This window comes from Pseudomonas monteilii (assembly GCA_001534745.1).
GTDB lineage: Bacteria > Pseudomonadota > Gammaproteobacteria > Pseudomonadales > Pseudomonadaceae > Aquipseudomonas > Aquipseudomonas alabamensis.
Map to the genome: position 1 here is coordinate 4,150,570 of CP013997.1, position 21,580 is coordinate 4,172,149.

A 21,580-nucleotide genomic window follows, 5' to 3' on the forward strand; every position below is an offset into this window, starting at 1 on the left:
GTTCACCTTGGTGTATATAGGGAGAGAGTTTGGCATAGACGTATTGAAACCGGAAATGTCGGCGTTGGACAGCCCCGTGGGCAGGCATCGGGCGCTGATACCGGCGAATGAAATCAAGACGTTGAAAAATTTCGCTATTTTTTTCGATCGGGGGCTTTACAGCCTCAGGACCCGCCCGTATAGTGCGCACCACAACGACGGACACCCGACGTTGTAGTCGAGAATGGCAACGATGTAAAGCAGTAAAGCATCCTGTGATTTCGATGATGTGCCCAGGTGGCGGAATTGGTAGACGCGCTGGTTTCAGGTATCAGTGACTTAACGGTCGTGGAAGTTCGAGTCTTCTCCTGGGCACCAAGATTTTCAAGTGATAGACGCTTCGGGTCTGTCACCGCAGCATCAGCTGGAACGCTCGAACGTTGCAGTCTGAAGAAGTAAAGCTTTGCCCAGGTGGCGGAATTGGTAGACGCGCTGGTTTCAGGTATCAGTGACTTAACGGTCGTGGAAGTTCGAGTCTTCTCCTGGGCACCATATAAAAACCCACTAGCTTGCTAGTGGGTTTTTTCTTGCCTGTCGTTTGGCGATTCCGCCACGACGCCCGCCAGCCCTCGCCTCCCCCGCCCGCAGCACTCGATGAATTTTCCTCCATCCGGCCACTTGAGAAACGATTTCGTTTACCATTGTTTCCTAATATGTAGCCGTAAGCGAGGAACCACCCGCATGACGATCCGTCCGCACACGCTGATGCGTACCCTGGCCGCCGCCGCGCTGAGCCTGGTCATCGGCACGCCTGCCGCCCTGGCCGATGCGCCTGTCACGCTGACCATGTACAACGGCCAGCACAAGGAGATCGGCGAGGCCATCGCCAAGGCCTACGAGGCCAAGACCGGCATCCACATCGATATCCGCAAGGGTAGCAGCAATCAGCTGGCCAGCCAGATCATCGAAGAGGGCGACCGCTCTCCGGCCGACATCATCTACACCGAAGAATCGCCGCCGCTGAACAACCTGGGCGAGCTGGGGCTGCTGGCGAAGATCGACGACGCCACGCTGAACATGCTGCCCAAGGAATACGTCGCGGCCAACGGCACCTGGATGGGCGTGACGGCACGTACCCGGGTCGTGGTGTTCAACCCGAAGAAGATCGACGAAAGCGAGCTGCCCAAATCGGTCATGGACTTCGCCAACCCGGAATGGGACGGCCGTGTCGGCTTCGTGCCGACCAGCGGTGCCTTCCAGGAGCAGGCCGTGGCCATCCTGAAGATGCACGGGCGTGAAGCGGCCGAGGAATGGCTGACCGGGCTCAAGGCCTTCGGCAAGACCTACACCAACAACATGGTGGCGCTCAAGGCGGTGGAGAAAGGCGAAGTCGCTGCGGTGCTGGTCAACAACTACTACTGGTATGCCCTGGAGCGCGAGCGCGGCAAGCTGGACTCCAAGCTCTACTACCTGGCCGATGGCGACGCCGGTGGCCTGGTGACCATCTCGGGCGCTGCTGCCGTCAAGGCCAGCAAGCATCCCAAGGAAGCCCAGGCGCTGCTGAACTGGATGGCCAGCGAAGAAGGCCAGCGCGTGATCACCCAGACCACCGCCGAATACCCGCTGCACAAAGGCATGGTGTCCGACCGCGGCCTGAAGCCGTTCGACGAGCTGCGTCCGCCGAAGATCACCCCGGCCGACCTCGGCAATGCCGAAGAAGCCCTGGAACTCGAGCGTGAGGTCGGTCTGCTCTGATGACTGCCGCCCTGCCCGAGCCGGCCCTGGTTCGTTACGTCCCCCGCCGCAAGCGCCCCTCGATCTGGGTGGTGCTGCCGGTGCTGTTCCTGGTAGCGATGAGCCTGCTGCCACTGCTGTACGTCGCCATCAAGGCGTGGGAGGCCGGCTGGCAGGAAGCGTTGCACCTGCTCTGGCGACCCTTCGTCTGGGGCCTGCTGCGCAACACCTTGCTGCTCATGATCGGCGTCACCGCCACCTGCCTGGTGGTAGGCCTGGCATTGGCCTGGCTGCTGGAGCGTAGCGACTTGAAAGGACGTCGCCTGTGGGGCGTGGTGCTGTGCCTGCCGTTCGCGGTGCCGTCGTTCGTCTCCAGCTTCACCTGGGTGTCGCTGAGTTCGAGCTTCGAAGGGCTGGGCGGGGCGATCCTGATCATGGCACTGTCCAAGTACCCGCTGATCTTCCTGCCGGTGGCCGCCACCCTGCGCAACGTCGACACCTCCCTGGAGGAGTCGGCACGCACCCTGGGATGCAGCCGCTGGGGCGTGTTCTTCAAGGTCACCCTGCCCTTGCTGTGGCCGGCCATGATCGGTGGCGCCCTGCTGATCGCCCTGCACATGCTGGTGGAGTTCGGTGCGCTGTCGATTCTCGGCCTGCAGACCTTCACCACCGCAATCTATCAGCAGTTCGAACTGGAGTTCAGCAACGCCAACGCAGCCATGCTCTCGGCGGTGCTGCTGGCGCTGTGCCTGGTCATGCTCTGGCTCGAACTGCGGGTACGTGGCAAGGCCCGCCATGTGCGCATCGGCCAGGGCGTCGCACGCCGCGCCGCGCCGGTCAAGCTGCGCGGCTGGGCCATGCTCGGGCAGCTGTTCTGCCTGGGGCTGGCCATCCTGGGGAGCGGCATCCCGCTGGCGATGCTCGGCTACTGGCTGAGCGTCGGCTCGTCGGCGGCCTTCCCGGTGGCCGCCATCGGCAAGGCCCTGCTGACGTCGCTGTCGGTCTCCCTGGGCGGCGCAGGCTTCTGCGTGCTGCTGGCGTTGCCGATCAGCTTCCTGGTGGTGCGCTACAAGGGCCGTCTGGCCATCTGGGCCGAGCGGCTGCCCTACCTGCTGCATGCCCTGCCCGGCCTGGTCATTGCGCTGACTCTGGTGTTCTTCGCGCTGCACCATGTGCCGGCGCTCTACCAGACCACGGCCCTGCTGATCCTGGCCTACGCCATGCTCTTCCTGCCCCTGGCGCAGGCGCCGGTGCGCACCGCCCTGAACAAGGCCTCGCCCACCCTCGAAGAGGCCGCCCGCACCCTGGGCGCCAGCAGCTTCGCAGCGTTCTGCCGGGTCACCCTGCCGATTATCTTCCCGGCCCTGGCGGCGGCGTTCGCGCTGGTGTTCCTGGACGCGATGAAAGAGCTGACCGCGACCCTGCTGCTCAGCCCGACCGGCATGACCACCCTGGCGACCGAAGTGTGGGCCCACACCGCCAACGTGGAGTTCGCGGCGGCGGCGCCCTATGCGGCACTGTTGATCGTGGTGTCGGGGTTGCCGGTGTACCTGCTGACGACGCGGATGTACCTGAACAAGGCGTGAAGAAAGGTCCAGGCGCGGGTTGGCCTGGACCGCTCACGTACAAGGTGGCTCCCTGCGCGTGGGGCTGGCGTAGTTCCAGGGATAGGCGCCGCGAAAGCCTGAGATCGATCCTCAGTTGTCTACGTTTTCCGTCAGTATCCACACACTGGATCCGCCCCGAAAGGACGGCCAACGCTCTCGCCCGCTCACGCCTTGAACTGCCCCAGACTCGCCCGCAGCTGCCCTGCCAGGTTGTCCAGTACCTTGCTGCTGGCCGTGGTCTGCATGACCACCGCAGCGGAGCGCTCGGCCTGGGCATGGATGGTCTCCACCCGCCCACGCACGGCCTGGGCGCCGCTGGCCTGTTGCTCGGCGGCGCGGGTAGCCAGGCCGATGGCGGCGTGGACCTGCTCCACGGCCAGTTGCACCGACTGCTGGCGCCGTTCGTTGTCGCGCAGCACCAACAAGCCTTCACTGGCCTTGAGGCCGGCCTGACCGATGCTGGCCACTGCTTCCTTGGCGCCTTTCTGCAACGCGGCGATGTGCGCCTGGATGTCCCCCGTGGAACGCTGCGTCTTGCTGGCCAGTGCACGCACTTCGTCGGCCACCACGGCGAAACCGCGTCCGGTCTCCCCTGCGCGGGCCGCTTCGATGGCGGCATTCAGGGCCAGCAGGTTGGTCTGCTCGGCGATGCCGTGGATGACTGTCAGCACCACTTCGATCTGCTGGCTCTGTTGGGCCAGCCGTTCGATCACCTGGGCGCCGGTATCCACCTGGCCGGCCAGGTTCTCGATCAGCCCGGCCAGGTGCGTGGAGCTGCGACTGTTCTCGTCGGTGGCCTGACGGATGTCCACCACCTGCTGCAAGGCCGCCTGCATGGCATGGCTTTCGGCCTGGGCTTCGTCGGCCATGCTCGACAGGTCGCGCAGGCTGGCGGCCACCTCGTCGCGCTGCAGGGCAGCCGCGGTGTCGGCACCGGCATTGCGCTGGGCCATGGCGTCGATCTCGACCCCGGTGCGCTGCGCCACGGCGCCGGCTTCGCGCACGATCGGTTGCAGCTTGTCGATGAAGCGATTGACCGCCGAGGCCATGTCGCCGAGTTCGTCGCGGCTGTCGAGGGGCACCCGCCGGGTCAGGTCACCTTCGCCGGCGGCCAGGTCATCGAGCGCCCTGATCAGCAAACGCACCTTGCTCAATACCCGACGGCCCAGCACCACCGCCACCAGCAACAAGACGGCCAAGCCGATCACCGCCAGCATCAGGCCGATGCGCCAGCGCAGTTCGCTGGCTGCCTCGCGCACGGCCTGCGCGGTATTGGCCTGCATGGCCGCAGCGCTGGCCTGGGCCTTTTCCAGACGTTGGCGCAGCACGTTGCCGCTGTCGGCAGCGGCCCCCACCAGGCTGTCCTGGACCAACTGCCCCGCACTGCCGATCAGCGCGGTGAACCGCTGGTCGAGGGCCTTGAGCTGCTGGTCGATGTCAGCGGTGGATACCCCCATCAGCACCTTGCCGATCTCGGCGCCATTCGGGCTGATCGAGGCCTCGACGACGTACACGGCCGGGTCGCGGCGGGCGGCATCGATCACCTTGTCCAGCGCCCGCTCGCCCTGGCCCTTGGCCAACAAGGCCTGATTGATCGGGTTCTGGCGATTGAGGTAACGGGTCAGGTGCTGGCCCTGGGCGTCATCGTAGATCACGAACAGCACGTTGGGATTGCGCTGGGCGCGCCGGGCGAAATCCGACAGCACGGGTACATCGTTGTCCCAGATGGCGCGTGGCGCCACGGAGGCCAGCAACTGCGCCATGTCGTTGGCCGAGTCCTTGAGGTTGTTCTCCAAGGTGGTGCGCAGTTGCTGCTGCTCGCCCTGCAAACGGGCAGACAGGCCTGCACTCAAGCGCTGCCGGGTGCTGTCGGACAGGCTGTCCAGACCCGAGCGCACTTCCTGACCCGCCTGTTGCAGTTCATGGCTCAGCTCACGGCTGTCGTCACCGAAGCGCTGCTCCAGATCAGACTGCAACTGGGTGACGGTGCCACGGGTCAGCAGGACCGCGACCAGCACCTGAATCAGCAAAGCGATACCCAAGGCCACGAACACCGGCCGCAGGAGTCGGCTTCGTAACAATGAAAGGATGGCAGACACGGCGTAACCCTCGTGTTTCTGGAGCCACTATTTTGATGGCACTGACAGAAACGCCTTGCAGCAAGGGTTATGCCGATAACGGCTGCGTGACACGACGGCCTTGAGCTTGTCTGAAAAGCCCTCGGCTCTTACCCCTGGGCAACAGCCCCCGGATACGAAAACGCCGCGCCCCTTTCGGAAGCGCGGCGCTTGATCGATCAGCCGAAGCGGATCAGGCGAACGGATGACGCAGCACGATGGTCTCGTTGCGGTCCGGGCCGGTCGAGATGATATCGATCGGCGCGCCGACCAGCTCCTCGATGCGCTTGATGTAGTCGCGCGCCGCCGCTGGCAGGCCGTCGAGGGTCTTCACGCCCAAGGTCGACTCTGTCCAGCCTGGCAGGGTTTCGTACACGGGCTGCAGGCCGATGTAGCTGTCGGCGTCGGTCGGCGCTTCGATCACATCGCCATCGGCGTTCTTGTAGCCGACGCAGATGTTGATGGTTTCCAGGCCGTCCAGCACGTCCAGCTTGGTCAGGCAGATGCCCGAGATGCTGTTGACGTCGATGGCGCGACGCAGGATCACGGCATCGAACCAGCCGCAGCGACGGGCACGACCGGTGGTGGAACCGAACTCGTGACCGCGCTTGGCCAGGGTGGCACCGGTGTCATCGAACAGCTCGGTCGGGAACGGACCGGAGCCGACACGGGTGGTGTAGGCCTTGGTGATGCCGAGGATGTAATCCAGGTACATCGGGCCTACGCCGGAACCGGTGGAAATACCGCCCGCGGTGGTGTTGGAGCTGGTCACGAACGGGTAGGTGCCGTGGTCGATGTCCAGCAGCGAGCCTTGGGCGCCTTCGAACATGATGTCCTTGCCGGCGCGGCGCAGGTTATGCAGTTCGGCGGTGACGTCGAGCATCATCGGCTTGAGCTGCTCGGCGTACTCCATGCACTCGTCCAGGGTCTGCTGGAAGTCGATGGCCGGCTCTTTGTAGTAATTGACCAGCTGGAAGTTGTGGTAGTCCAGCAGCTCGCCCAGCTTGGCGGCGAAACGCTCGCGGTGGAACAGGTCGCCCACGCGCAGGCCGCGACGCGCGACCTTGTCTTCGTAGGCCGGGCCGATGCCACGACCGGTGGTGCCGATCTTGGCCTCGCCACGGGCCTTCTCGCGGGCCTGGTCCAAGGCCACGTGGTAGGACAGGATCAGCGGCGCGGCCGGACTGATGCGCAGGCGCTCGCGAACCGGTACGCCCTTCTCCTCGAGCTTGGTGATTTCACGCATCAAGGCATCCGGCGCGACCACCACGCCGTTGCCGATCAGGCACTGCACGCCTTCGCGCAGGATGCCCGAGGGGATCAGGTGCAGGACGGTCTTCTCGCCATTGATCACCAGCGTGTGGCCTGCGTTGTGGCCACCCTGGTAGCGCACCACGGCGGCGGCGTGCTCGGTCAGCAGGTCGACGATCTTGCCTTTGCCCTCATCACCCCACTGGGTGCCCAGGACGACGACGTTCTTACCCATGATTACTTGTCCTCATTCGCGCAACTTGGTTGCCGGCCGGCGGCCGGCGAAGAAATTCAGCGGGTCAGCGGCAGAACCTGCCAGCGCCCATCCTGCAGGATCAACTGGCGGTCGCAGTCCGCCTCAAACGCCGCGCTCAGCGGCTGCCCTGGCAGGGCCTGGACCACGCGCTGGCCGTCCTGGCGCAGCTGGCAGACCGTCTGCCACAGTGCGGAGTCGCCATGGTCGGGCGTCCAGATGCCACCGCTGGGCAGCACCACCTCGGCACGGCCCAGGGTGACCAGGGTCTTCAGATCGGTGGAAAAGCCCGTGGCCGGACGCGCACGGCCGAAGTCGGCGCCGATGTCGTCGTAACGACCGCCCTGGGCGATGGACTGCCCCACGCCAGGGACGAAGACCGCGAAGACCACGCCGGTGTGGTAGTGGTAGCCGCGCAACTCGCCCAGGTCGAAGTACAGTGGCAGGTCGGGGAACCGGGCCGCCAGGCGATCGGCGATCGACAGCAGATCGTCCAGGGCCGCCAGGACGGTAGCGGGCGCACGGCCCAGGCGGCTGCGCGCCTCGGTCAGCACTTCACGGCCTCCGCACAGCTCGGTCAGGGCGCGCAGCATGTTCGCCAGGTCCTGGGGCAGGTCGGCGGTCAGTGCATGCACCTCGTCGCTAGCCTTGCGCTGCAGGGCATCGAACAACTGCTGTTCGGCCGCGCCCGACAGACCGGCGGCGCGCGCCAGGCCCCGGTAGATCCCGACATGGCCCAGGTCCATGTGCACGTCCGGCACATCGGCCAGCTGCAACATGGCCAGCATCAGGCTGATGACTTCGACGTCACTGGTCGGGCTGGCGTCGCCGTACAGTTCGGCGCCCAGTTGAATCGGGCTGCGCGAGTTGGACAGCGCACGCGGCTGAGCATGCAGGACACTGCCGGCGTAGCACAGGCGGCTCGGGCCTTCACGACGCAGGGTATGGGCATCGATGCGCGCGACCTGCGGCGTGAAGTCGGCCCGGAAGCCCATCAGGCGGCCGGACTGCGGATCGACGACCTTGAAGGTACGCAGGTCCAGGTCCTGGCCCGCGCCGGTCAGCAGCGACTCGAGGTACTCGATGTGCGGCGTGACGACCAGCTCGTAGCCCCAACTCTGGAACAGGTCCAACACCTGCCGACGCGCGATCTCGATACGCGCGGCCTCAGGCGGCAGTACTTCCTCGATGCCATCTGGCAGCAGCCAGCGGTCTACCGTTGCCATTACGCCATTTCCCCTTTGGTTCGGGCGGCCTGCCTGCCGGCGAGCCATGAGTGAAACGAAGGTCCGCGCCCAACGGCGGGCAGCACTGATCCCAGCGCAACCGCCGTGCGGACATCCTTGAATACGTTGCATCCGGGTCGATCCTCAGACCAACGAACCTTGCAGACGCAAAAAAGCCGGGAATTTCCCGGCTGACTGATCATACACCCGTTTTCCGTCGGTATGCACCCCGCCTGGCATTTTAGCTGCCAGGCGGGGCACATCGCCCGCCCCAGTGTCAGGGTTTGCTTTTTTCCAGGAAGCGGAAGAACTCGTTCTTCGGATCCAGGACCAGCACATCGCTCTTGCTGGAGAAGCTTTCGCGGTACGCCTGCAGGCTCCGGTAGAACGCGTAGAAATCGGCGTCCTGGTTGAAGGCACCGGCGTAGATCGACGCCGCCTGCGCATCGCCGTCACCGCGGGTTTCCTCGGCTTCGCGATAGGCTTCGGCCAGTAGGACGCGGCGTTGACGATCGGCGTCGGCACGGATGCCTTCGGCCAGCTCGTTACCCTTGGCACGGTGTTCGCGCGCCTCGCGCTCACGCTCGGTGCTCATGCGGTCGAACACGCTGCGGTTGACTTCCTTCGGCAGGTCGATGGCCTTGACCCGCACGTCGATCACCTCGATGCCCAGCTCCTTGCTGGCCATGCGGTTGAGCGACGCGGTGATGTCCGCCATCAGCGCATCACGCTCACCGGAAACCACCTCGTGCAAGGTACGCTTGCCGAACTGGTCACGCAGGCCGCTCTCCAGACGACGCGACAGACGTTCGTCGGCGATCTGCTTGAGACCGGACGTGGCGGTGTAGAAACGCTCGGCGTCCTTGACCTTCCACTTGGCGTAGGCATCGACCATCACGGCCTTCTTCTCCAGCGTCAGGAAACGCTGGGTCGGGGCGTCGAGGGTCATCAGCCGCGCATCGAACTTGCGCACCTGGTTCACGTACGGCACCTTCACGTGCAGACCCGGCTGCACGTCAGGTTGCACCACGCGACCGAACTGCAGCAGGACCGCGCGTTCGGTCTGCGCCACGATGTAGAAACTGTTCCACGCCACGATGGCCAGCACCACGGCGGCAATCAGGGCGATCAGCGATTTATTGCTCATCAGCGACTCTCCCTGGTACGGACCGACTGCTGTTGCTGCTGCTGGGCGTCGGTGTTCGCCCGGTTGGCCGCCTCACTGTTCGACAGCGAAGTCGAGGCGCTCTGCGCAGGCGCGTTGCGGCTCCCTTCGACCATCTTGTCCAGCGGCAGGTAGAGGAGGTTGTTCTGCCCTTCCTTGGTGGTGACCAGGACCTTGCTCGAGTTGCTGTACACCTCTTGCATGGTTTCCAGGTACAGACGCTGACGGGTCACGTCGGGCGCCTTGCGGTACTCGGTGACCAGCTTGGTGAAGCGGTCGGCCTCACCCTTGGCACGTGCGATCACCTCGTCACGGTAACCATTGGCGTCTTCGAGAATCCGCTGCGCCTGACCGCGCGCTTCGGGGATCACGCCGTTGGCATAGGATTCGGCCTGGTTGCGTGCGCGTTGCTCGTCTTCGCGGGCACGGATCACGTCGTCGAAGGCTTCCTGCACTTCACGCGGGGCTGCCGCGCTCTGCACGTTCACCTGGGTGACGGTGATACCGGTCCGGTAGGTGTCGAGGAAGCGCTGCAGACGCTCGCGGATGTCCACGGCCATCTGCTCACGGCCTTCGGTCAGCACCTGGTCCATCGAGGTGGAGCCCACCACGTGGCGCAGAGCGCTGTCGGTCGCATGCTGGAGGCTGATCTCCGGTTGGTCGACGTTGAGCACGAAGTCCTTGAGGCTGCTGATCTTGTACTGCACGGTCAGCGGCACCTCGACGATGTTCTCGTCTTCGGTGAGCATCTGCCCCTGCTTGGTGTAGGCCCGTTCGCGCGTCACGTTTTCCATGTACTTGCGATCGATCGGCGGGAAGTAGATGTTCAGGCCTGGGCCGACGGTTTCATGGTACTTGCCCAGGCGCAGCACGACGGCCTGCTCCTGTTCGTCCACGACGTACACGGCACTGTACAGCCAGATGGCCGCCAGCACCGCCAGGCCGATGCCCAGCAGGCCGAAGCCGCCGCCCTTGCCGACACGCCGGTCTCCACCACCGCGTTTCTTGTTACCGCCGAACATGCCGTTCAGGCTGTCCTGCAGCTTGCGGAAGGCCTCGTCGAGATCCGGTGGCCCCTTCTTGTCGCCACCGCCGCCGCCACGGCGACCGCCCCAGGGATCCTGATTGTTCGAGTTGCCACCCGGCTCGTTCCAAGCCATAGCGCTCTCCATCTGATAAAGCAAAGACGCGCCCACGGCGCGCCGTCCAATGCTACAGAATGCCTGTCACGGCTGCCCGGCGACGTGGTCGGGCATTTATTGCAAAGTGTGTTGCTCGAGAAACGCTTCCGGCTCCAAGCCGGCACGGCTGACCAGACGGTTGAGCTCGACCCGCGGCAAACGCACCGCCAACAGGCTGCTGCCTTCTTCATCATGCTCTTCGCTCTGCACGGCGCCCAGTTCGAAGAACTGCGCACGCAGGCGCGACAACTGCTGCTCCAGACGCAGGGTGCCGACGAACAGATCGTCCCCCAGCAACTCCGCGATCGCCTGGCCCACCAGCTCCAGGCCACGACCATCGCGTGCCGAGACCCACACCCGCTCCGGCTTGCCATCCGGGTCGCGCTGGATCTGCGGCTCGACGTCTTCGAGCAGGTCGAGTTTGTTATACACCTCGAGGATCGGCAAGCCTTCGGCGCCAATCTCGCCCAGCACCGCGAGCACCTGTTCGATCTGCTCCATGCGCTCGGGCTCATGGGCATCGATCACGTGCAGCAGCAGGTCGGAGTTGCTCGACTCTTCGAGCGTAGCCCGAAACGCCTCGACCAGCTTGTGCGGCAGGTGGCGAATGAAGCCCACGGTGTCGGCGAGCACGATCGGACCCAGGTCGTCCAGCTGCAGACGGCGCAGGGTCGGGTCGAGCGTGGCGAACAGCTGGTCGGCGGCGTAGACCTCGGACTGGGTCAGGGCATTGAACAGGGTCGACTTGCCGGCGTTGGTGTAGCCGACCAGCGACACCGAAGGGATGTCGGCACGGCGACGCCCGCGGCGAGCCTGCTCGCGCTGGCTGCGGACCTTTTCCAGACGCGCCTTGATCTGCCTCAGGCGAACCCGCAGCAGGCGACGGTCGGTTTCCAGCTGGGTCTCGCCCGGACCGCGCAGGCCGATACCGCCCTTTTGCCGCTCCAGGTGGGTCCAGCCGCGCACCAGACGCGTGCTCATGTGCTCGAGCTGGGCCAGTTCGACCTGCAGCTTGCCTTCATGGGTACGCGCCCGCTGGGCGAAGATATCGAGAATCAGGCCCGTACGGTCGAGTACGCGGCACTCGAACACACGTTCGAGGTTGCGTTCCTGACTGGGCGTGAGGGTGTGATTGAAGATGACCAGGTCGGCTTCCTGGGTCTTGACCAGGTCGCGCAGTTCCTCGACCTTGCCGCTGCCGATCAGGTACTTGGCCGTGGGCTGATGGCGCGCCACGTTGGCGAGCGCGACGATGTCGGCGCCTGCCGACAGCGCCAGCTCCTGGAACTCCTGCGGGTCTTCGCGCGCCTCAGGGTTCTGACCTTCCAAGTGAACGAGCAGCGCCCGTTCACCACCACCGTGGCGCTCAAAGAACAAGGGAGACTCCTATCAAACGTTACCTGGCTCGGCGTCGCCGCCCTCGGAATCGGTAGGGCTAGGCAGGCGGACAGGGCGGGCGGGCACGACCGTGGAGATGGCGTGCTTGTAGACCATCTGGCTGACGGTGTTCTTCAGCAGAACGACGAACTGGTCGAACGACTCGATCGAGCCTTGCAGCTTGATGCCGTTGACCAGGTAGATCGAGACCGGGACTTTTTCTTTTCTCAAGGTGTTCAAGTAAGGGTCTTGTAGCGAATGCCCTTTTGACATATGCCGCACTCCTGTAAGGATCAATAGTGAAAAACGGTGAAAAACAATGGATTCATGCCGGTCACCGTAAGGATAGCCGGTATGTGCAAGGACTCAGCCCAATATGGAGATGGTCCTGAGGTATTTCAAGGTGCGCGACAGGTTGTCATCGGCCAGGCTGTCCAGCCAATGCAGGTCAGGCCAGCTCCGCAGCCAGGTGAATTGCCGCTTGGCCAGCTGCCGGGTCGCGATCACGCCACGCTCCTGCATCTGCGCCGCGGTCAGCGCGCCATCGAGATGGTCCCAGACCTGCCGATAGCCCACTGCTCGTATAGACGGCAATCCGGCGTGCAAGTCACGTCTGTTTCGAAGTGCTTGCACTTCCTCGACGAAGCCCTGCTCCAGCATTTGGGCAAATCGTAACGCAATTCGTTCATGCAGGACGTGACGATTCGCCGGCGCGATCGCCAGACTGGCGACGGTGTAGGGCAACGCCGCGTCATCGCCGGCCTGCGCCGCCTGCTGCTGACGGGTCCGGTGGACGGTCATGCTCTGCCCGCTGACGCGGTAGACCTCCAGGGCACGCACCAGTCGCTGCGGGTCGTTGGGGTGGATGCGCGCGGCCGACTCAGGGTCGACCTCGGCCAGTTGCCGGTGCAGCTCGGCCAGGCCGAGGGCAGCCATTTCGGCCTCGAGGTCGGCGCGGACCTGGGCGTCGGCCGGCGGCATGTCCGCCAGGCCTTCGACCAGGGCCTTGTAATAGAGCATGGTGCCGCCCACCAGCAGCGGGATGCGCCCACGGGCGCTGATCTCGGCCATCGCCGCCAGGGCGTCGTGGCGGAATTCGGCAGCCGAATAGCTTTGCGCCGGGTCGCGGATGTCGATCAGGCGGTGCGGATGGGCCGCGAGCACGTCCTTGGACGGCTTGGCGGTACCGATGTCCATGTCACGGTAGATCAGCGCCGAGTCGACGCTGATCAGCTCGCAGGGCAGGACCTGGGTCAGCGCGATGGCAAGGTCGGTCTTGCCGGCCGCCGTCGGGCCCATGAGAAAGATTGCAGGGGGCTTGCCGCTCATGTCACCGACCGCGCAGGAAAAGTTTGTCGAGATCGTCCAGACCCATCTGGGTCCAGGTCGGGCGGCCATGGTTGCACTGGCCGCTGCGTTCGGTGGTTTCCATGTCCCGCAGCAGGGCGTTCATTTCCGGAATCGCCAGCCGACGGTTGGCCCGCACCGCGCCATGGCAGGCCATGGTGCCGAGCAGTTCGTTGAGGTGCGCCTGGATCCGGTCGCTGGTGCCGTACTCCATGAGATCGGCCAGCACGTCCTGCACCAGGCGGTTGGCCTCGGCCTGCTTGAGCAGTGCCGGGATCTGCCGGATCGCCAGGCTTTCCGGGCCGAGCCGCTGCAGCTCGAAGCCCAGGCGGCGGAACCAGTCGGCGTGCTCCTCAGCGCAGTCGGCCTCGCGCTGGCTCAGCGCCAGGGACTCGGGCACCAGCAGGGGCTGGCCACTCAGGCCTTCGCTGGCCATGGCGACCTTCAGCCGTTCGTACATGATGCGCTCGTGGGCCGCGTGCATGTCCACCAGCACCAGGCCGGTGGCATTCTCGGCCAGGATGTAGATGCCCTTGAGCTGGGCCAGGGCATACCCCAGAGGCGGAATGTCCCCCTGCGCTTCGGGCAGGGCGGCCGGTGCCGCACCGGGCAGTGGCGAGAAGAACTCGCGGTAGACGGCCTGAGCTTCGGCCGCTGGCACCGGGGGCGCCGGACGCGGTGTGTAGGCATAGCCTTGGCCGGCGCCGCCTCCACCGCTGTAGCTGCTGCCGGTCGATGCCGGCAGGGTCGACGTTGCACCCGCCGGTTCCAGGGTCGAGGCGGCCAGGCGCATTTCGCCTTGCGGGCCGAATACCCCCGCCTGCAATCCCATGGGCTGCGCGGTCTCTTCGACCGGTGCGACGGCGGGCGCGTGGTCCTGCGGACGCACATCGGCCAGGGCACGGTGCAACGTGCCGTACAGGAAATCGTGGACCGTGCGCCCCTCGCGGAAACGCACCTCGTGCTTGGTCGGGTGCACGTTGACGTCGACCCCGGTCGGATCGAGTTCCAGGAACAGCACGAAGGTCGGATGCCGCCCATTGAACAGCACGTCGCGATAGGCCTGGCGCACGGCGTGGGCGACCAGCTTGTCGCGCACCGCGCGGCCATTGACGAAGAAATACTGCAGATCGGCCTGGCTACGCGAGAACGTCGGCAGCCCGACCCAGCCCCACAGGCGCAGGCCGTTGCGCTCGATCTCGATCGGCAGGGCCTGCTCGAGGAAGCCCGGGCCACAGATGGCCCCGACTCGCCGGGCGCGCGCGACCTCGTCAGGGGCTTCGTGCAGGCCGAGTACCACCTTGCCGTTGTGACGCAGGTGGAAGCCCACGTCGAAGCGCGCCAGCGCCAGGCGCCGGATGACCTCCTGAAGGTGGTCGAACTCGGTCTTCTCGCTCTTGAGGAACTTGCGCCGCGCCGGTGTATTGAAGAACAGGTCGCGCACCTCGACCGAGGTGCCGACGGGGTGGGCGGCCGGCTGGACGCGAGGCGTCATGTCACGGCCTTCGGTCTCCACCTGCCAGGCTTCGCCGGCATCGGCGGTGCGCGAGGTGAGGGTCAGGCGCGCCACCGAACTGATCGAAGCCAGCGCCTCACCGCGAAAGCCCAGGCTCAACACGCCTTCGAGGTCTTCCAGTTCACGGATCTTGCTGGTGGCATGGCGCGCCAGGGCCATGGGCAGGTCTTCTGCCGCGATACCTTGGCCATCGTCGTGCACGCGCAACAGCTTGACCCCGCCCTGCTCCACCTCGACGTCGATACGCCGGGCGCCGGAGTCCAGGCTGTTCTCCAGCAATTCCTTGATCACCGAGGCGGGCCGTTCCACCACCTCGCCGGCCGCGATCTGGTTCGCCAGTCGCGGGCTCAGCAACTGGATGCGTGCATCACCCGTCATCATTGCGACGCCAGCGTGGTGTTGGGGATGTTCAGTTGTTGGCCGACCTTGAGCGCGTCGGTCTTCAGGCCATTGGCGCTGCGCAGCCCGGCCTCGCTGACCTGGTAGCGCACGGCGAGCATCGCCAGCGTCTCGCCAGGTCGCACGGTGTGCTCGCGCGGCCCTTGGGCGATCTTGCCGCTGTCACGCAGCCAGGCGATGTAGGTGCCCGGTGGCGGGTTCTGCTGGAAGAACTGCTTCACGCCACTGGTGATCGAGCGCGCCAGGGCCTGCTGATGGCTCTGAGTGGCCAGCTTGGCGGCTTCGTTGGCATTGGAGATGAACCCGGTTTCGACCAGGATCGACGGGATGTCCGGCGACTTGAGCACCATGAACCCGGCCTGCTCGACACGGCGCTTGTGCAGCGACGTGATGCGGCCCATGTTGCCGAGCACCTTCTGCCCCACGTTCAGGCTGGAGCTGAGGGTAGCGGTCATCGACAGGTCGAGCAGCACCCCGGCGAGCATGCGGTCCTTGTCGTCGAGGCTGACGTTGCCGGCACCGCCGATCAGGTCGGAACGGTTTTCGCTGTCGGCCAGCCAGCGCGCCGTCTCGGACGTGGCGCCGCGGTCGGACAGGGCGAACACCGAAGCCCCGAAGGCCGCCGTGGACGGCGCCGCGTCGGCGTGGATGGAGATGAACAGGTCGGCGCCTTTCTTGCGTGCGATCTCGGTGCGCTTGCGCAGCGGGATGAAGTAGTCGCCGGTCCGGGTCAGCTCGGCCCGGTAGCCTTTTTCGGCACCGATCTGGCGCTGCAGCTCCTTGGCGATCTGCAGCACGATGTCTTTCTCATGCTGGCCGCGCGAGCCGGAAGCCCCCGGGTCTTCGCCGCCGTGACCGGCGTCGATGGCGACCACGATGTCGCGCTTGCCGCTCGGCGCGGGCGGCAACTTGAGCGTGGACTGCGTCGGCGCGGACGGCACGGGCACCGGTGCACGGGTGACAGTCGGCACCGGCACCGTGGCTGGGGCGATGGCAGGCGCGGGCGCAGGCGTACTGGCCGCGATCGCGTCGGCTTCGCTGTCGTACAGATCGACCACCAGGCGGTTGCCGTACTGGGCGTTCGGCGCCAGGGTGAAGCTCTTGGGCGTCACGGCCTGCTTGAGGTCGATCACCACGCGCAGGTCGGTGGGCGTGCGCTGGGCCGAACGCAGGCTGGTGATCGGCGTATTGGATGTCGCGACGTTGAGCGGCCCGCCCAGGGTCGCGCCGTTGATGTCGATGACCAGACGGTTCGGTGCGCTCAAGGTGAAGACGTTGTGCTGTACCGGGCCGGTCAGGTCGAACACCAGGCGTGTGTTGTCCGGCGCGCGCCACAGGCGCACGCTCTTGACCTGTGTAGCGGCCAGCGCATCGATGGTCACTGCCGTCAACAGCAGCCCAACCAGAGTGACCAGTGCGCGTAGGCGCATACCTTTCCCCATTTACTGTGTGAATTCGGCCGCCAGCGCCGTGCACCAGCCATCGGCGCGTGCGCTGTGTGGCGTCAGGTGCAGCGATCGGCCGCTGTCTTGCGGGCGTATGGTAATGGTCAGGTCAGGCTTTGGCAAAATGCCCTCACCCTTGCCCGGCCACTCGAACAGGCACAGCGGGTCACCCTCGAAATAGTCGCGAATGCCCATGAATTCCAGCTCCTCCGGATCGGCCAGCCGATACAGATCGAAATGATAAGCACGGACCTCACCGATCTCATAAGGTTCGACCACGGTGAAGGTCGGGCTCTTGACCGCACCTGCGTGACCCAGGCCACGGATCAGGCCGCGGGAGAGCGTGGTCTTGCCCGCACCGAGGTCGCCCTCGAGAAACAGGATGCCATGCCCGGCGGTCAACCCGGCCAGGCGCGCGCCGAAGGCGACGGTTGCCGCTTCATCGGCCAGATACACGGTTATGCCAGACACGCTGAATGCTCCTCCAACAAAGTTCTGATGACCGGAATCAGGTCGCTGGCCGCCAGCCCGCGCCCCTGTTGACCCAGTCGTTCGCCGGCGCGGGCGTGCAGCCAGACGCCGAGACACGCTGCCGCCCAGGCCTCCAGCCCCTGCGCCATCAAGGCCGCAAGCACGCCGGTCAGCACATCGCCGAGCCCGGCACCGGCCATGGCCGGATGCCCATGATCGCAGCGCGCCAGCCGTCCGGCCGGATCGGCCACCAGTGTCCCGGCGCCCTTGAGCACGCAGACCACCCCGTACCGCTGTGCCAGAGCACGCGCCGCACCCGGTCGATCGGCCTGCACGTCCTGGATGGACAGGCCCAGCAGACGCGCGGCTTCGCCGGGATGGGGCGTGATCAGGCTGCCGTCGGGCAAGGTCATGGGGGTGCTGGCCAGCAGGTTGAGCGCATCGGCGTCCCAGACCTGCGGGACACGTGCGGTGACCACCGCCGACAGCAGGCCGCGCCCCCAGGCCGCCTGCCCGAGCCCCGGGCCGACCACCACCACCGAGGCGCGCTCGAGCACCGGCATGAGCTGGTTGGCCGAGGCGACGCCCAGGCACATGGTTTCGGGCAGCCGGGTCAGGCCGGCACCGACGTGCTCGGGCCGCGTGGCGACGCTGACCAGGCCGGCGCCGCAGCGCAGCGCCGCTTCGCCACTGAGCAGGACCGAACCGCCGGTGCCCAGGTCGCCACCGACGATCAGGACATGCCCGAAGTCGCCCTTGTGTGCGTCGGGCGAGCGAGGCGCCAGGCCCGCGAGGTCCTCGCCGTGGATCGGTCGAGGTGTGCTTTGGCTGTGTTTGGTCTGAGGCATAAGGTCAACGGCTCCGATGTCTGGCAGAATTATACGCACCTGAGCCTGTAATGCCTTGCCCATCCATGTCTGTCCACTCTCTCGATCTTGCCGCGCTGGCCCTGTCCGTCAAGGATTGGGGGCAGGCGCTAGGCTTTTCTCACGTTGGCATCGCCGGTATCGACCTGGGCGAGCATGAACATCACTTGCGTCGCTGGCTGGACGCCGGCCACCACGGCGACATGGAGTACATGGGTGCGCATGGCAACAAGCGGTCGTACCCGGCCGAGCTGGTGCCCGGCACGGTGCGGGTGATTTCCCTGCGCATGGACTATTTGCCCGGCGATACCGCCATGGCCCAGCGCCTGGCGCAGCCCGAGAAAGCCTACATCTCACGTTATGCCCTGGGGCGCGACTACCACAAGCTGGTGCGCAAGCGCGTGCAGCACCTGGCCGAGCGCATCCAGGCCGAGATCGGCCCCTTCGGCTTTCGTGCCTTCGTCGACAGTGCACCGGTGCTGGAAAAAGCCCTGGCCCAGCAGGCCGGCCTGGGCTGGATCGGCAAGAACACCCTGCTGCTCAACCGCAAGGCCGGCAGCTACTTCTTCCTCGCCGAGCTGTTCGTCGACCTGCCCCTGCCGGTAGACGAGGCCCAGGCCACCGAGCACTGCGGCCGCTGCCAGGCCTGCCTGGACATCTGCCCGACCCAGGCCTTCGTCGGCCCTTACCAGCTCGACGCACGGCGCTGCATTTCCTACCTGACCATCGAATTGAAGACCGCCATTCCGGTCGAGCTGCGCCCGCTCATCGGCAACCGCGTCTTCGGCTGCGACGACTGCCAGATCACCTGCCCGTGGAACCGCTTCGCCCGACCGACCGCCGAAAGCGACTTCATGCCCCGTCATGGCCTGGAGAATGCCGACCTGGCGGCGCTGTTCCTGTGGGACGAAGCGACCTTCCTGAGCAGGACCGAAGGCTCGCCCCTGCGCCGCGCCGGGTATGAGCGCTGGCTGCGCAACCTGGCGGTGGGCCTGGGCAACGCGCCGTCCACGATCCCGGTGCTGGAGGCCCTGCAGGCGCGACGCGATCACCCGTCCGAGCTGGTGCGCGAGCATGTCGCCTGGGCCCTCGAACGGCATGGGGTGTAGCCGCACAGGGCAAGCGACGAACGTCCAGCGCCTCGCTCAGGGCTGATCGTTGTAATGGAACTTGGGCATTTCCCAATGAAAGCGGATGGCCAGCAGACGGATCAGCAGCCCGCCGAACAACGTCAACAGCATGGACTGCTCCGGTGACACCTCGAAATGCACACAGCCCAGGTAGAACCAGGCCGCCGCGAAGGACACGCTGGCGTACAGCTCGCGGCGGAACACCAGGGGAATATCGTTGCAGAAGATGTCGCGCAGAATGCCACCGAACACCCCGGTGATGACGCCGCTGATCGAGGCGACCAGCAGGCCCTGCCCCATTTCCAGGGCGGTCATGCAGCCGATCAGGGTGAAGGCCACCAGGCCCAGGGCGTCGAGCACCAGGAACAGCGAGCGCAAGTGGCGCATCAGCGGCGCGATGAAGACGGTCAGCAGCGCCGCGAAACTGGTCAGCACCAGGTACTCGGGGTGTTTCACCCAGGTCAGGGGATAATGCCCGAGCAGCACATCGCGCACCGAGCCACCGCCTAGCGCGGTGATGCAGGCGATCAGCACCACCCCGAACCAATCCATGCCCCGTCGTCCTGCGGACAGTGCGCCGGTCATGGCCTCGGCGGTGATCGCGATCAGGTACAGCATCAGCAACATGGCAGGCCTCCGACAAAAAGGCGCGCAGTCTACCTGATGGGCAGCGACAAGCGGCACAGCATTACCTGCACGCCGCGTGCACTCGGGGGCAGGCGCCTCCGTGCCAACGTGGTTTGACGTCTGCGGGCGGCGTCAGACCTTGATGAAGTGCTCACGGTAGTGACGTAATTCGGCGATCGATTCGCGGATGTCGTCCAGGGCCAGGTGGGTATTGCCCTTGCGGAAACCATCACGCACCGTCGGCGCCCAGCGCGCGGCCAGCTCCTTGAGGGTGGAGACGTCCAGGTTGCGGTAATGGAAGTAGTTTTCCAGCCCGCGCATGTGCCGGTACAGGAAGCGGCGGTCCTGGCAGATGCTGTTGCCGCAGATCGGCGATTTGCCCTTGGGCACCCATTGCTCCAGGAAGGCCAGGGTCTGCGCTTCGGCCTCGGCCATGTCGATGCGGCTGTCGCGCACCCGCTGGGTCAGGCCCGAGGCGCCGTGGGTCCGGGTGTTCCACTCGTCCATCCGTGCCAGCACGTCGTCGCTGTGGTGGATGGCGATCACCGGGCCTTCGGCCAGGGTGTTGAGGTCGCTGTCGGTGACGATGGTGGCCATCTCGATGATGACGTCGCTGTCCGGGTCCAGCCCGGTCATCTCCAGGTCGATCCAGATCAGGTTCTGTGGGTTCTGCATGCTTGAGGCTCCTCGACTAGGTCGTCATGGTAGCCCAGTTGCGTGGTGCATGCGCCGCCGACGCGTGCGCAATCGCAGGGGGTGGGCATGCTAGACTGCCAGCCGTTCATTTCTGCTCGCCAACACGGAACATTCATGGCCAAACGCCAGCTCAACCGCCGCCAGAATTGGCGCATCGAAAAAATCCAGGGCGAGCGCGCTGCACGTGCCGCCAAACGCGAACAGCAGGTGCTGCAAGAACTCGAAGGCGGCGACCTGGGCCCGGAGCGACTGGGGCTGGTGATCGCGCATTTCGGCGTGCAAGTCGATGTCGAAGCCCAGGACGGCGAAGCGGTCGGCGAGATCTTCCGGTGCCACCTGCGTGCCAATCTGCCTGCCCTGGTAACGGGCGATCGGGTGGTCTGGCGTGCCGGCAACCAGGGGATCGGCGTGATCGTCGCGCAGATGCCGCGCAGCACCGAGCTGTGCCGCCCCAACAACCATGGCCAGCTCAAGCCGGTGGCGGCGAACGTCGACCGGATCGTCATCGTCTTCGCCCCGGCGCCCGAGCCCCAGGCCAACCTGATCGACCGCTACCTGGTGGCGGCCGAGCATGCGGGGATCCAACCGTTGCTGCTGCTCAACAAGGCCGATCTGATCGACGATCACAACCGGGCGTCGCTGGAAGCCCTGCTGGCCGTGTATCGCAGCCTGGACTACCCGCTGCTGGAAGTCTCCGCGCACGGCGGCGATGGCATGCAACGCCTGCAAGAAGCGCTGGACGGTTTCACCAGTGTGTTCGTCGGGCAGTCCGGCGTCGGCAAGTCCTCGCTGGTCAACAGCCTGCTGCCGGCGGCGCGTACCCGAGTGGGCGACTTGTCCGACTGGTCCGGGCAAGGGACGCATACCACGACCACGGCACGGCTTTACCACTTCCCCAATGGCGGCGACCTGATCGACTCGCCCGGCATCCGTGAATTCGGCCTGATGCACGTGAGCCGCGACGATGTCGAGGCGGGCTTCATCGAATTCCGCGATTTGCTGGGGCGGTGCCGCTTCCGCGATTGCAAGCATGACCGTGAGCCGGGGTGCGCGTTGCTGGGCGCCTTGGAAGAAGGGCGGATCCAGCCGCAGCGGATGCACAGCTACCGGTCGATCATTGCCAGTTTGCCGGAAGATGAGTACTGAAGGTTGAAGATGCTTTGGAAAGCGCCAGAAGGCGGATGTGGGCGATT

At 65.6% G+C, this 21,580-nt stretch carries 19 protein-coding genes and 2 tRNA genes; 7 read left to right on the forward strand and 14 right to left on the reverse strand.

Annotation, left to right across the window (positions count from 1 at the left end; translation table 11 throughout):
- Positions 1-7: 7 nt before the first annotated feature.
- The 5 genes from APT63_17775 (at position 8) to APT63_17795 (ending at position 3,299) form a co-directional block, all read left to right on the forward strand.
- Positions 8-217: a hypothetical protein gene (locus APT63_17775; protein AMA47316.1), complete on the forward strand. Its 210-nt coding sequence runs from the start codon at positions 8-10 to the stop codon at positions 215-217.
- A 53-nt stretch (positions 218-270) separates the two neighbouring features.
- A tRNA-Leu gene (locus APT63_17780) sits at positions 271-357 on the forward strand.
- An 87-nt stretch (positions 358-444) separates the two neighbouring features.
- Positions 445-531, forward strand: a tRNA-Leu gene (locus tag APT63_17785).
- 189 nt (positions 532-720) lie between these two features.
- A complete protein-coding gene (locus tag APT63_17790; protein ID AMA47317.1) occupies positions 721-1,734 on the forward strand; it encodes an iron ABC transporter substrate-binding protein in 1,014 nt (337 codons plus the stop codon).
- The gene (locus APT63_17795; GenBank protein AMA47318.1) at positions 1,734-3,299 is read left to right on the forward strand and encodes an iron ABC transporter permease; all 1,566 of its coding nucleotides are present in this window, start codon (positions 1,734-1,736) and stop codon (positions 3,297-3,299) included. The genes APT63_17790 and APT63_17795 overlap by 1 nt, the downstream gene beginning before the upstream one ends.
- Before the next feature lie 185 nt (positions 3,300-3,484).
- On the opposite strand, the gene APT63_17800 is transcribed toward APT63_17795, so the two are convergent.
- The 12 genes from APT63_17800 to APT63_17855 all read right to left on the reverse strand — a co-directional run bounded on the left by APT63_17800 (position 3,485) and on the right by APT63_17855 (position 17,916).
- The gene (locus tag APT63_17800; protein ID AMA47319.1) at positions 3,485-5,419 is read right to left on the reverse strand and encodes a chemotaxis protein; all 1,935 of its coding nucleotides are present in this window, start codon (positions 5,417-5,419) and stop codon (positions 3,485-3,487) included.
- Positions 5,420-5,630: 211 nt separating this feature from the next.
- Positions 5,631-6,923 (reverse strand): adenylosuccinate synthetase, encoded by a 1,293-nt coding sequence (locus APT63_17805; GenBank protein AMA47320.1) that lies wholly within the window; start codon positions 6,921-6,923, stop codon positions 5,631-5,633.
- Positions 6,924-6,979: 56 nt separating this feature from the next.
- Positions 6,980-8,167: an ATP phosphoribosyltransferase regulatory subunit gene (gene hisZ / locus APT63_17810; GenBank protein ID AMA47321.1), complete on the reverse strand. Its 1,188-nt coding sequence runs from the start codon at positions 8,165-8,167 to the stop codon at positions 6,980-6,982.
- Positions 8,168-8,444: 277 nt separating this feature from the next.
- The gene (locus APT63_17815) at positions 8,445-9,314 is read right to left on the reverse strand and encodes a protease modulator HflC (protein ID AMA47322.1); all 870 of its coding nucleotides are present in this window, start codon (positions 9,312-9,314) and stop codon (positions 8,445-8,447) included.
- On the reverse strand, positions 9,314-10,492 hold the full coding sequence (locus APT63_17820) for an HflK protein (GenBank protein AMA47323.1): 1,179 nt from the start codon (positions 10,490-10,492) through the stop codon (positions 9,314-9,316). Before APT63_17820 ends, APT63_17815 begins: the two co-directional genes overlap by 1 nt.
- Positions 10,493-10,588: 96 nt before the next feature.
- Positions 10,589-11,890: a GTPase HflX gene (locus tag APT63_17825; GenBank protein AMA47324.1), complete on the reverse strand. Its 1,302-nt coding sequence runs from the start codon at positions 11,888-11,890 to the stop codon at positions 10,589-10,591.
- Positions 11,891-11,902: 12 nt separating this feature from the next.
- Positions 11,903-12,163, reverse strand: coding sequence for an RNA chaperone Hfq (locus APT63_17830; protein ID AMA47325.1), 261 nt, complete (start codon positions 12,161-12,163; stop codon positions 11,903-11,905).
- Positions 12,164-12,256: 93 nt separating this feature from the next.
- A complete protein-coding gene (gene miaA / locus APT63_17835; protein AMA47326.1) occupies positions 12,257-13,219 on the reverse strand; it encodes a tRNA (adenosine(37)-N6)-dimethylallyltransferase MiaA in 963 nt (320 codons plus the stop codon).
- A 1-nt stretch (position 13,220) separates the two neighbouring features.
- Positions 13,221-15,131, reverse strand: a complete 1,911-nt coding sequence (mutL, locus tag APT63_17840) for a DNA mismatch repair protein MutL (protein ID AMA47327.1) — start codon at positions 15,129-15,131, stop codon at positions 13,221-13,223.
- A complete protein-coding gene (locus APT63_17845; GenBank protein ID AMA47328.1) occupies positions 15,131-16,582 on the reverse strand; it encodes an N-acetylmuramoyl-L-alanine amidase in 1,452 nt (483 codons plus the stop codon). Before APT63_17845 ends, mutL begins: the two co-directional genes overlap by 1 nt.
- Positions 16,583-16,594: 12 nt before the next feature.
- The gene (locus APT63_17850) at positions 16,595-17,068 is read right to left on the reverse strand and encodes a tRNA threonylcarbamoyladenosine biosynthesis protein TsaE (GenBank protein AMA47329.1); all 474 of its coding nucleotides are present in this window, start codon (positions 17,066-17,068) and stop codon (positions 16,595-16,597) included.
- Positions 17,056-17,916 carry a carbohydrate kinase gene (locus tag APT63_17855; GenBank protein AMA47330.1) on the reverse strand — a complete coding sequence of 287 codons (861 nt, stop codon included), beginning with the start codon at positions 17,914-17,916 and terminating at the stop codon, positions 17,056-17,058. Before APT63_17855 ends, APT63_17850 begins: the two co-directional genes overlap by 13 nt.
- A 65-nt stretch (positions 17,917-17,981) precedes the next feature.
- On the opposite strand from APT63_17855, the gene APT63_17860 reads away from it, so the two are divergent.
- Positions 17,982-19,043, forward strand: a complete 1,062-nt coding sequence (locus tag APT63_17860; GenBank protein ID AMA47331.1) for an epoxyqueuosine reductase — start codon at positions 17,982-17,984, stop codon at positions 19,041-19,043.
- Between the two features lie 36 nt (positions 19,044-19,079).
- On the opposite strand, the gene APT63_17865 is transcribed toward APT63_17860, so the two are convergent.
- On the reverse strand, positions 19,080-19,691 hold the full coding sequence (locus APT63_17865; GenBank protein AMA47332.1) for a hypothetical protein: 612 nt from the start codon (positions 19,689-19,691) through the stop codon (positions 19,080-19,082).
- A gap of 132 nt (positions 19,692-19,823) precedes the next feature.
- On the reverse strand, positions 19,824-20,366 hold the full coding sequence (locus APT63_17870; GenBank protein AMA47333.1) for an oligoribonuclease: 543 nt from the start codon (positions 20,364-20,366) through the stop codon (positions 19,824-19,826).
- 135 nt (positions 20,367-20,501) lie between these two features.
- Between APT63_17870 and APT63_17875 the strand changes: the two genes are divergently transcribed.
- The gene (locus APT63_17875) at positions 20,502-21,533 is read left to right on the forward strand and encodes a ribosome biogenesis GTPase RsgA (protein ID AMA47334.1); all 1,032 of its coding nucleotides are present in this window, start codon (positions 20,502-20,504) and stop codon (positions 21,531-21,533) included.
- Positions 21,534-21,580 lie beyond the last annotated feature (47 nt).